The sequence below is a fragment of the Mucilaginibacter endophyticus genome (genome assembly GCF_003351025.1).
Taxonomy (GTDB): domain Bacteria; phylum Bacteroidota; class Bacteroidia; order Sphingobacteriales; family Sphingobacteriaceae; genus Mucilaginibacter; species Mucilaginibacter endophyticus.
This window is the reverse complement of sequence record NZ_QPCG01000001.1, coordinates 303,580-315,247: the sequence shown is the minus strand read 5'-3', so window position 1 is coordinate 315,247 and position 11,668 is coordinate 303,580. Positions and strand designations below refer to the sequence as shown.

Sequence of the window (11,668 nt, the reverse complement as noted above, 5' to 3'; positions counted from 1 at the left end):
TTGGTATTAATTAACTTGTTATTGCGAGTAACGAAGCAACCGCATGCTATACAGGGCGGCTATGCTTCCGTGCGATTGCCACGCTTCGCTCGCAATGACATAAAATTTCATCTGCGGTAGTGTCGCTTTTCTACGCGCCCATTTCCCAGGCCATTCGCATGTACTTCCGTACTTCGTTATTAATATCTTCCTTAAAATACATCCTGAAGTAGTGGTTATACTGATTGGTGCCCGGTACCTGCTTTATCTTGCTGAAGCACAGGTTATCGTCATAAGCCTGTTTAAAGGGAAATACCACATCAATAAAGTTTTTGCCTAATTGGGAGATATAAGCAAAGTTTACCCTCGCCCCCAAAGCTATCATGCTTTTGGTGGGGTAAACTTTGACGGGGCCTATCTGCAGATATTCATCAACCAAATGATCAAACAAAGCTACGGTATGCGGCGATTTACCGTTTAGCGCTTCTGATAATTCCCTGTCGCGACATGAGTGTACCTGGTTAGTGGCTGTAAATTCACGTTCGCATAAGGGGCAGGTCCACATGATATATTTACGCGGTTACAGATTCTTTACCCAAGGCGCTGTTTTTATAGCTGTAGGTACCGTAAACAACCAATCCAATTACCAGCCAAATTAAAAACCTTAGCCAGTTGGTATAACCGAGTTCGGTCATGAGATAAAAACAACTCATCAGCCCCAAAACCGGGATCAGGGAGAAGTTTTTGATAAAGCTATAAACCGCGATGATGATGATCAGGATAAAGAAAAGATAGTTAGGGAAATTGTAAAGGAAACCATCAAAACCAAGATAGTACTTTTTGGCGTCGCTGATATCACTGGTTTGCCTTAACGCAGTATTGAATTTATCTTCTTCTATATCTTTAAAATATTTTTTGGCGGAATCTGGCTGGGCAACAACGTTGGTATTATAAAGCTGATTAGTAGTTTTAAGCAGGCTTAGCTTGTCATTGTTATCCATATTGTCAATAATGTCGCTCCTGTCCTTAAGCTTTTTAAACTGCATCATTTCAACCTGGGCAGCTGGCTTAAAATAAGCCACCGAACCCAAAATGATAAGCGTAAGAATTGGCACAATGAATTTGCCATTTACATATGGTAAGTGAAATTTACCTTTCTCTGCTTCCTGACGGGGAAGCAGCAACACACCGCCGCAAACCAATACAAAGGCAAAAAGGGTACCTATGCTGGTTAGATCTGTAACCTCGGTAAGGTTCATAAACAGCGCCGGTATAGCAACCACAAAGCCGGTTACCACAGTAGCAAAAGCAGGTGTTTGGTATTTTGGATGGATACGTGAAAACGCTTTAGGCAGTAAACCATCACGGCTCATGCTCATCCAGATACGCGGCTGTCCTAACTGAAATATCAGCAATACACTGGCCGTTGCAATAACCGCACTGATTGAGATCACGTAGCTTATTTTATTTAAACCAACCTTCGCGAAAACAAAAGCCAATGGGTCGCCAACCTGCAGATCTTTATAGCTTACCATACCGGTAAGTACCAATGCTATCAGAATGTACAACACCGTACAAATCACGAGTGAATAGATCATACCGCGGGGCAGATCACGCTGAGGCTTTTCGCATTCTTCGGCGGTAGTTGATATCGCGTCGAAACCGATATAGGCAAAGAATACACCCGATACACCTTTCATAACACCGCTGAAACCGTTAGGCATAAAAGGGTGCCAGTTGGCAGGTGTAACGTAAAAAAAGCCTACCACTATCACCGCTATAACGATCACTATTTTGAGCACCACCATAGCATTGGTAGCCTTTTTTGTTTCGCGGATACCTACGTAAACCAGGTAAGTAATGATGATTACAATTAACAGGGCGGGTAAATTAGCTATGAGTTTAAAGTTGCCAAAGCCCGGCGCCTGATCCCAGGCCAGCGCTTCTGACTTTACCTTATCACTGATATCAGCCAGATTTTTGCCCGCGGCAAGAACCTGCTCATGGCCACGTAAGGCCGAAACATAGTCCATAGTTAAAAACTTAGGCATGTGGATATGAAAACCTTCAAGCAGGTTTACAAAATACTCGCTCCAGGAAATAGCTACGGCAATGTTTCCGATGGCGTATTCCATTAATAAGTCCCAGCCTATGATCCAGGCAATCAGCTCGCCGAACGATGCATAAGCATAAGTATAGGCACTACCCGCAACCGGGATGCGCGAGGCAAATTCGGCATAACACAAAGCCGAAAAACCGCAGGTAACGGCTGTTAAAATAAATAAGATGGAAACCGCGGGGCCACCATGAAATGAAGCTTCCCCAATTGTCGAAAATATCCCCGCCCCTACAACGGCCGCTATGCCCATGAGGGTCAGGTCTTTTACATTAAGTTCTTTTTTGAGTTGGGATGATGTTGTACCGGGATGCTCACTATCACTAAAACCGCACTCAACATCATTTAAAATTTTCGCTACTGACTTTTTACGAAAGATACTTTTCGACATGTAGTTTAATTAATAAGTCTAATCAATCTCAAAATTAATCATTTTTTTGCATTGAATAAGTATATGCTTACTTTGCAGCATGAAGATAGGAATAAAAGACGTGTTGTACAGGATCCGCCCTTTTTTTATCCTTTACCTTATCCTCTTAGCTACCTGCTTAACTATCAAACTGCTATACAGCCGTGAAACTATTTTTTTCACAGTTAACAGTTGGAACCAACCCTGGCTTGACGCCATTGAACCCTACGTTACAGACATTGGAGATGGCACCACAGCCGTAGTATTGTCGCTTTTTATGCTCCTGTTCAGCTATCGCAGCTGGCTGCTGCTGGCATCAAGTTATGCTATAACATCTATAGTTGCGCAGATCCTAAAATACATTTACATAGCACCACGACCAAAGCTTTACTTTGAAAGCCAGTGGAGCAGGGTGCATACTGTGGAGGGCGTTTATATACTGGAAAAATACAGCTTCCCTTCCGGGCATACGGTGAGCGCTTTTTCGGCAGCACTTGTTATAACTTACCTTTGTAAAAACAAAGGCTGGGGAATCCCAGCCTTGTTTGTTGCCATTATGGTTGGCTATTCAAGAATGTACCTAACCGAGCACTTTTACGAGGATGTACTTGCAGGCTCGGCTATCGGTGTGTTTGTTACTATTTTTTGGCTTACCTGGCTTGATGGTAAACAATTCATCCAGTCGGCCAAATGGAACAGGGGCCTGCTCCATTTATTGAAGAAAGCCCCTGCTGTTAATTAAACTCCCGCTTCCAATTGCCTGTTTTTACGTTTGATCACGGTTAATATAATGATCAGCACGATGACCGCGCCGCCACCATAAATACCTATTTTGGCTGGAGCAGACATACCTTTAGCGTCAGACAAATACTGGTCACGACGATCTAAAGTTGGTGCGATCTGAATAGAACTTGAAAATTGTTTCAGTTCTGCCTTGGCAAGGTCGGCCCTTTGTTCGGGGTAGTTATACTCAAAAGTATAAGTTGCATCCTGGGTATATAGCAAGATAAAATTCCTTAACTCAGGAGACTCTCCTGTTGAACCGCTGTTATCAATTCTCAGGGTAAATACTTTACCTTCCAATTTGCCGATGGTAGTATCACGCGGATACATTACACTACCATTAACCGATTGTTTCTGGATACCATTGATGTAGGTTTTAAATACATCTTTCAGGTCTTTCTCTTTATTTAAGGGTTTGTTGTTAGCGTTTGGTACGCGTAAAACAAGAATATTACCTAATGATCCGGTACCCTGGTATATCTGTTGACCTAATGTATCCTTTTTTGTGAAGCCCTGCGGTAATGAAACAGTAACAAGGCTATCTATCTTTACAGGTTTAAGTGCCTGGCTAAAACCTGCAAGCGAAATCAGCATTATGCTTAAGCTTAAAATTATCTTTTTCATATTTATTTAACTTAAAAAAGAAGATTAAGTTTTAACTAATAATACATAATGAGTTTCAAATGATAGCTAAATGACTTAAAATCAACAGTTAATAAAAAAAACAAAAAGCTTAAAGCAGAAGGCTCAAAGCTTTTTCTTGAGGCATAAGTTTAAATGATAAAAACGTCATTATGAGTTTAAAAACCTAATGAGATTTTGCAGGATGAATAACAATGCAGAAGACTTACGAAGTTTTGAAAACTTCGTAAGTCTGGATTTTATAGATTGACGTGGATAGCTGCGACTTGTAAAGAATATAAAAGCTTTCAGCTTTCGGCTTTAAACTTCCTTCAGCTTATTCAATAGTTCATCCAAGGATACTTCGGCAAAGGCGGTTGAAGAGTCGGATACGCCATACGGGATAATGAGTTTATTGTTGTGCACTATTGCCCCGCATGAGTAAAGTACGTTTGGTACATAGCCCTCCCGTTCGTCGCTGGTGGGGATGAGTAGTGGCTCTTTTAAACGCCCTATCTCTACAGCAGGATCATCAAGCTTTAACAATGTTGCCCCCAGCACGTAACGCCTCATGGGGCCAACGCCGTGGGTTATCATGATCCAGCCATTGGCAGTTTCAATGGGCGAACCGCAATTACCTATCTGCACAAACTCCCAGCTAAACTTTGGTTGCTGTAGCATCACCGGCTTTTCCCAGATATTGATCTTATCCGAATACATGATGTAGTTATTACAACCATCTATCCGCGATATCATCACATACTTGCCATTCACCTTCCGCGGAAAAAGAGCGAGGTTTTTATTCTGCGCGCCTGCACCATACAAAGGCATGATCTTAAAATTATAAAAATCGGTTGTCTGCAACAGTTTAGGCATAATCAGCGAGCCATCGTAGGCGGTGTAGGTAGCATAGTAAAGTTTGCTGCCATCATCGTTGATAAACTGCACAAAACGGGCGTCCTCTATGCCCTTACGTTCATACTCGGATATCGGGAAGATCACCCTGTCGGAAATATCTGTATCCAGCGAAAAAACAATTTCATAATAGGAATCGGCCAGCCATAGCACTTTGTCGTACTCGAGGCGCTTCATATCGTTTTCCTGTAATCGTTGCGAATCCATGATAATCCGCCGCAGATTGGCATATTCAAAATGATGATCGAGCTTTGATTCCAGTTCGTTGATCACATCAATGCTGATCTGCGTAATGGCTGCCTTTTCAAAAAACAGTTTCTTATTGTAAACCGCGTTCCGCACAATTTCGGCTTCGTCAATATAACTTCCGGCGGGTTGTATGCTGATGTTATTATCCTTATCAATCATGGCCCGGCGAAAGGTAATGGATGAGATATGCCCCTCACCTACCGCCCTGAAACTGATAATTACCCGGCGCTGCCCGTCTTCGAGTTCGGTCTGATCGGGATCTTCAATTATTGATGGATTAAAAAACGCTGCTGACTCGATAGAATATTCATGCGTAAAAAACGATCCGATGAGCAGTTTACGGTTAACCGTTAAAGTATCAAAATCAATATTCAGTTCTAAAAACAGGGGCTTGAGTTTGCTGCAATGCCTGTTTAGTACGCGGGTGATATTACGGTGCCTTTTAGAGTATTCCTGCAATATTGGCGATACTATGCCGAAGGCCTCATCCTCGCTGATGAGCATCACACGCTCAATAACTTCTTTAGCGCGGTCGTTTCCGTTAAAAAAAAACCTTGCAATTACACGTTTCGGATCTGGATTTACACGGATGGGTTTGCGTTCGATAGAAAGTCTCATACGATGAAGTGGTAGCTTTTAATTGTAACAGTAATTAGCGTAAATTGATTTATGCTTTTTTAATTTAAACGCAACATTTAAAAAATGACATTCCACGGGCCGTGATAAAAGCCTATCTTCATGGTTTGTTAATCTTCGGTACGGTATTTTGCCTGCCGTGAACAATCCCGATCCTGTAACCCATTTTGAATGCACAGTTATGAACGTGTTAATTGTTGAAGACGAAAAAGGCCTTGCGCTTGAAGTTGATGAATTTTTAAGCCATGAAGGTTTTACCGTTGAACATGCCCGAACTAAAAAGTCGGCATCTGAAAAAATCTTCGTAAACAATTATGATTTTATCCTGCTCGACCTCGGTTTGCCCGATGGCGATGGTTTCGATCTGCTTAAAATGCTGAAAGGCATGAACAACCGCGAAGATGCTGTGATCATCCTCACGGCCCGCGGTGCTGTTGACGACCGGGTATCGGGCCTTGAACAAGGCGCCGACGATTACCTGGCAAAACCATTTTCTCTCAACGAGCTACTGGCGCGCATGCACGCCATTACCCGCCGCAAGCACCGCCTGGAGAGTAATGATATCAATGTAAAAGGCTTAAAGATCAATATCCAAAACCGCACCGTTACCTATAACGACGAACGGATAGCGCTCACTAAAAAAGAATTTGAGATCTTTAACTACCTGGTTTTAAATAAAAACCGTGTAATATCACGTACTAACTTAACTGAACACGTTTGGGGCGATGTACTGGAAATCAATTCCGACTCAAACTTTGTGGATGTGCATGTTAAAAACCTGCGCAAAAAGCTGTCGGCATATATCCCTATCGACTGGTTTGAAACTGTGAGAAGCATCGGTTATCGCATCAACATCTGAAACAAAAAACCTTATGAAATTACAGGTAAAACTGGCCCTTTATAATACCCTAACCAAATTAGCCATTATACTTTTTACGGGCCTGCTTATCCTGCTTTCTATCGAGAAGATTTCTTATGACCACGTAGAGTTGAGGCTTGAGGAGAATGAACGCGAAACGCTCAAAAACCTGAGCTCAAAAGAAATCAATAGTAAACTTTCAGATCAAAAACCCTATACTGATTATAATATATTAAAAGAGGAGTTCATTATAATTAAACCGGTTAAGTTTCAACCCACAGAAACCCAGGCCGCGAGATTTACAACCGAAACCCGAACAAGCGAACAGGTTACGCAAACATATCGCATACTAACCCATCAGTTTAATTTCAACAATCATACTTATCTGCTTGAAATTGGCGTTGCTATTACTTCCATTGAAGAGTTAAAATCAATCATAAAAAGGTTTACACTCTTAACACTGGTAATAGCACTTGCCCTTACTTTGGTAAGTGACCTGGTGTTTACCAAATTCCTGCTTGCTCCGTTTTATAAGATCATTGACCGCAAACTGATCAAGGTAAATGACCCCATGAACTTTGATTACGAAAAAATCCAGACAACCACACAGGATTTCGAGCTGCTTGACGATAGCATCAGCACGTTGATGAAAAAGATCAGTAACCTGTTCAGTCTCGAAAAACAGTTTATTGCTAATGTATCACATGAGCTGCTTACGCCTATATCAATTATCAGTTCCCGACTGGAGAATATCTTGCTACAGGAAGAGCTTAGCGAAGCCAGCGAAAACAAAATGCACGCTTCGCTGAAAACGTTAAACCGGCTTAAATCTATCATTAACAGCCTTTTGCTGATATCAAAAGTTGAAAACAATCAGTATGCAAAAACCGATGTGGTGATGATAGCCGGTGTAATTATGGAGATTGAGGAGGAACTGGAGGACCGACTGGAAGAAAGACACCTTATTTTTAACAACAACATCAAATACATTTATTCGCTTATGGGTAACCGCCCGTTGATGCATACTTTGCTGTTTAACCTCATTAATAATGCTATCAAGTATAACAAGCCCAAAGGCAGCATTACTATTGCCGACGAATTAAAGGAAGACGTTTACATACTGGAAATCACCGATACCGGCGCCGGCATGGATCAGCAGCAGATTGAAAACGCTTTTAACCGTTTTGAAAAGTTTGAGACCGAAGAAAAGGAAAGCTATGGCCTGGGTTTAGCTATCGTAAAAAGTATCACCACATTCCACAACATCAGGGTAAAAATAGATTCGATGAAAGACAAGGGTACAAGTGTGTACCTCATCTTTCAGAGGGAATAAGGCTTCACCTAATCTTCACATTGTATCAATACCTTTACAAAGTTTATTTTATAAGTAGATCCCCTATTTAACTATAGAGGCTGTTTCCCCGATGGAGATGGCCTTTTTTGTTGAAATAATCCATTCATATCATCTTATTGCGCTTAACCAGGTAGGTGTTCAGGATATGCTGATAACCTTCATGAATATCGGCGTCAACCAGGTCGATATGATATTGAGCACACTTGAGCTCCAACTGATGACGGTATTCTTTTAATGATGCTTTATAGGCGTCGCGGATCCGGGCAGGGTTTACTTTTAGCTCTTCGCCGCTTTCAATATCTACAAAATGATGCGGACGGTTATCGAAATTAAACTCCAGTTCCTTTTGCTTATCGGTAACATTGAAGATCACCACCTCGTGTTTATTAAACTTCAAATGTTGAATAGCAGCAAATAAAGCCTGCTGTTTCTCGACGTCCAGATTATTCTCCAACATATCGCTAAAAACAATCACTAATGAACGCTGGTGAATTTCCTGGGCTATATGATGTAGTACGTTGGTAATATTGGTTTGAGTATTTACCTTGGGACTGCCATACATTTTTTCCAACTCGGCATATAAATAAAACAGGTGCGTAGTGGTTGATTTAGCCGCGCTGATCCAGTCTATCTTATCCGAAAACAGGCAAAGCCCAAACGCGTCGCGCTGTTTTTTAAACAGGTACATCAGCGAAGCAATAGCATAAACCGAGAACTGAAGCTTATTGGTGCCCGTTTCAGGAAAGTTCATTGACGACGAAGTATCCAGCAGCAGAAAACAACGCAGATTGGTTTCCTCTTCAAATTGCTTAACAAACAATTTATCGGTACGGGCCAGCAACTTCCAGTCGATATTTTTGACAGACTCGCCATTGTTGTATAAACGGTGTTCGGCAAATTCAACCGAAAAACCGTGGAAAGGGCTTTGGTGCAAGCCGGTGATAAATCCTTCTACTACCTGCCGGGCCAGTAATTCAAGATTGGCCAGTTGCCTTATCTGCTGATCTTCGTTTAATTTGGGCATAGGCTAATATAGGGACATAAAAAAAGCGTTGCAATTTTGCAACGCTTTTCATTAAAATATGTTGTGTTAATGCTACAGCGCGTAGCATCAAATAAGCATCTATGAGTTATGCTAACTGTTTTACCAGTTTATCAGTTAATACTGATTTTGGCACAGCACCGATTTGTTTATCCACAATTTCGCCATTTTTGAAGAACAATAAGGCAGGGATGTTACGGATACCGTATTTTACAGATATACCTGGGTTGTTGTCAACGTCTACTTTACCAACAACAGCTTTGCCTTCATATTCTTTAGCAATATCTTCAACTACCGGACCTACCATCCTACACGGACCACACCATTCTGCCCAAAAGTCAATTAATACCGGTTTGTCTGATTTCAGGACAAGCTCGTCAAAGTTTGCATCAGTTATTTCTAAAGCCATGATTTCTATTTTTTAAATTTTGTACTTACAAATATATGCTATTCAAATTGCTTGCCACAAGTGCGTTACTGACATTGTGACAATTATATTATTATAATACGCGCAGTTAACGCATGTATGACCATTTGTCGCATTTGCACCTCAAAATACCACTTTGCGACATGACGTATTTACACAAATAACCTGTTTCCGGAGCATATTTACAACTGTAGCGGCGGGTTACTTTTTAACATTGGGGGTATTAATTAACATTACGGATGTACAATATGTTGATGTCTGAACCCGAATTTTAAAGAATTATTTGAATTTATTGAATTGGACTTTTATTCTGCTAATTCGTTCGATTCCTTAAAATTCGAGTTCAGACAACAAAAAATGACCGGAAGCTACAGCCGCCGGTCATCAGTTAATAAATTGTCCGTGTCCTCAATAACAACGCTCACATTACCCAAATTTGTGAGGACCCGGACAAATATTCTCTTTTATTAATTAAGCACCTTTTAAAGTGGCCATACCACCATCAGCAATTAGTTCGGCACCAGTTATAAAGGTTGAATCGTCTGAGGCGAAGAAGGTAACTGTTTTAGCAATCTCCTCTGCTAAACCAAAACGGCCCATCGGAATTTGCTTTACCAGTTCGGCGCCCATACCTTCAAATTGTTCCTGGGTTAAGCCTAATTTATCGGCAGTATGTAAAGGTGTTACAACCGGGCCGGGGCTTACAGAGTTAACCCTGATACGACGTGGCAATAACTCGGCTGAAATGTTTTTAGCTAATGAAAGCAAAGCTGCTTTACTTGCTGCGTAAACAGTTGCACCGGCCATACCGATATGCGCGTTTATTGAGGTATTCAGGATGATAGAGCCACCATCATTAATTAAAGGCAATAATTGCTGAATACTGAAGTAAGCCCCTTTAAAGTTGATGTTCATGATATCATCAAACATCTGCTCGCTCATTTGTTCGGTTGAATTGAACTGACCGATACCGGCATTAATAAACACAATGTCAATTTTTTCGGCAACGGCTTTTACTTTTTCGCCTAATTGGTTCACCTGGTTCATGTCACCACTGTCGGCAATTACACCTTTAGCATCAGCACCAAGTATTTCAAGTGCCTCATTAATTGAGTTTTGATTTCTGCCGGTGATGATCACTTTAGCACCTTGTGCAATGAACTCCTGTGCTGTGGCCAGGCCTATACCACTGTTTCCGCCTGTTATTACTGCTGTTTTTCCTTGTAACTTTTTCATTATCTTTGTTATTGATACATCAAAGGTACAGTGAGTTACGGTGCTGGTCAAGAATGCACCATTTTGTGCGGAACGTACTTTTTGGTAGGTTATAGACCGGTTTGATGCAATCGATATATCGCCTTTTTCATTATGACAAAAAACAGACATTCTGATCATTCCTGCACCATGGCAGCGGCCCTGAGCGTGATCAGCGGGAAGTGGAAACTGAGTATAATAAACCAATTATTATCCGGACAGAAGCGCTACAGCGAGATAAACCGGGCCATTCCGGGTATGACCGAGAAGATGCTTTCACAACAGATCCGCGAACTGGAAGAGGATGGTATTGTAAGCCGCCATATTTTCCCCGAAGTGCCACCAAGGGTAGAGTACTCCCTTACCCCCATCGGCCAGGAACTATCATCCATATTTTATACCCTCGAAAGATGGGGCAGTCATTACATGACCATCACTAACGACAACGGCGAAGTGATCCAACCTGATTATACTTGTTATACTTTGGTGAAACAGGATGATGAGGTGGTGAAGGAAAGTGTATAAGGCTTGCGCTCGTTGCGTTGTAAACGCAAACCCAGGCTACGCACTCGTTACAAACATACCGTGCACCCATAAGTTTTTAATAAAAAAATGTCATTTCGATAGAGCAGGGCAGGCCTAAGCATGGGGGCGAAAGAGAAATCTTATACGCCCTGTACAACAGTTTTACATGGTTTAGAGCTGGATGTATAAGATTTCTCCTCACCACATCCGCACATTCCCTCACCGGTTCGTTCGAAATGACATCTTCTTTTATTCATAATAATAATTAAAAGATGTGGGTACACGGCAGGTTACAAACGAGCGCGAGTTGAGAAAGGTTTAACTATAGAAGATTCATCTTTCGAGCGATTCCTAATTTTTGCCTTAAACTCTTCCCATGGGATCCCTTTCACCCTACCACTTTCATAATCATCAACCCTTGATTGCATTTCGTTTAAGAAACCCTCGTCGTTCCAATGATCTTTCGGTACTATCTGTTTCTTATCACCCATAATAAAGA

12 protein-coding genes are annotated in these 11,668 nt (G+C 41.5%); 4 read left to right on the top strand and 8 right to left on the bottom strand.

The window, feature by feature from the left end; all coding sequences use genetic code 11:
- Positions 1–130 precede the first annotated feature (130 nt).
- A complete protein-coding gene (locus DUL71_RS01315; protein WP_244228675.1) occupies positions 131–544 on the bottom strand; it encodes a DUF5655 domain-containing protein in 414 nt (137 codons plus the stop codon).
- A 7-nt stretch (positions 545–551) separates the two neighbouring features.
- Positions 552–2,486, bottom strand: a complete 1,935-nt coding sequence (locus DUL71_RS01310; protein ID WP_114936394.1) for an amino acid permease — start codon at positions 2,484–2,486, stop codon at positions 552–554.
- 79 nt (positions 2,487–2,565) lie between these two features.
- Between DUL71_RS01310 and DUL71_RS01305 the strand changes: the two genes are divergently transcribed.
- Positions 2,566–3,246: a phosphatase PAP2 family protein gene (locus tag DUL71_RS01305; protein WP_114936393.1), complete on the top strand. Its 681-nt coding sequence runs from the start codon at positions 2,566–2,568 to the stop codon at positions 3,244–3,246.
- Here the strand turns inward: DUL71_RS01305 and DUL71_RS01300 are convergent.
- Together DUL71_RS01300 and DUL71_RS01295 are read right to left on the bottom strand one after the other, a co-directional pair.
- Positions 3,243–3,911, bottom strand: a complete 669-nt coding sequence (locus DUL71_RS01300) for a hypothetical protein (RefSeq protein ID WP_114936392.1) — start codon at positions 3,909–3,911, stop codon at positions 3,243–3,245. The genes DUL71_RS01305 and DUL71_RS01300 overlap by 4 nt on opposite strands.
- A 318-nt stretch (positions 3,912–4,229) precedes the next feature.
- Entirely contained in the window at positions 4,230–5,690 is a 1,461-nt protein-coding gene (locus DUL71_RS01295) for a glycoside hydrolase family 130 protein (RefSeq protein WP_114936391.1), read from the bottom strand.
- A 199-nt stretch (positions 5,691–5,889) separates the two neighbouring features.
- Between DUL71_RS01295 and DUL71_RS01290 the strand changes: the two genes are divergently transcribed.
- Both DUL71_RS01290 and DUL71_RS01285 read left to right on the top strand, forming a co-directional pair.
- Entirely contained in the window at positions 5,890–6,567 is a 678-nt protein-coding gene (locus DUL71_RS01290) for a response regulator transcription factor (protein ID WP_091221836.1), read from the top strand.
- 13 nt (positions 6,568–6,580) lie between these two features.
- Positions 6,581–7,900: a sensor histidine kinase gene (locus tag DUL71_RS01285; protein ID WP_114936390.1), complete on the top strand. Its 1,320-nt coding sequence runs from the start codon at positions 6,581–6,583 to the stop codon at positions 7,898–7,900.
- A 124-nt stretch (positions 7,901–8,024) separates the two neighbouring features.
- Here the strand turns inward: DUL71_RS01285 and DUL71_RS01280 are convergent, their stop codons facing one another.
- The 3 genes from DUL71_RS01280 to DUL71_RS01270 all read right to left on the bottom strand — a co-directional run bounded on the left by DUL71_RS01280 (position 8,025) and on the right by DUL71_RS01270 (position 10,626).
- The gene (locus DUL71_RS01280; protein WP_114936389.1) at positions 8,025–8,945 is read right to left on the bottom strand and encodes a DUF58 domain-containing protein; all 921 of its coding nucleotides are present in this window, start codon (positions 8,943–8,945) and stop codon (positions 8,025–8,027) included.
- Between the two features lie 106 nt (positions 8,946–9,051).
- Positions 9,052–9,372, bottom strand: coding sequence for a thioredoxin (gene trxA, locus DUL71_RS01275; protein ID WP_090531998.1), 321 nt, complete (start codon positions 9,370–9,372; stop codon positions 9,052–9,054).
- A gap of 489 nt (positions 9,373–9,861) precedes the next feature.
- On the bottom strand, positions 9,862–10,626 hold the full coding sequence (locus tag DUL71_RS01270) for an SDR family oxidoreductase (RefSeq protein ID WP_114936388.1): 765 nt from the start codon (positions 10,624–10,626) through the stop codon (positions 9,862–9,864).
- A gap of 132 nt (positions 10,627–10,758) precedes the next feature.
- Between DUL71_RS01270 and DUL71_RS01265 the strand changes: the two genes are divergently transcribed.
- Positions 10,759–11,169, top strand: a complete 411-nt coding sequence (locus DUL71_RS01265; protein ID WP_114936387.1) for a winged helix-turn-helix transcriptional regulator — start codon at positions 10,759–10,761, stop codon at positions 11,167–11,169.
- A 290-nt stretch (positions 11,170–11,459) separates the two neighbouring features.
- Here the strand turns inward: DUL71_RS01265 and DUL71_RS01260 are convergent, their stop codons facing one another.
- Complete coding sequence (locus DUL71_RS01260) at positions 11,460–11,660, bottom strand: addiction module protein (RefSeq protein ID WP_114936386.1); 201 nt, start codon at positions 11,658–11,660, stop codon at positions 11,460–11,462.
- Between the last annotated feature and the right edge of the window lie 8 nt (positions 11,661–11,668).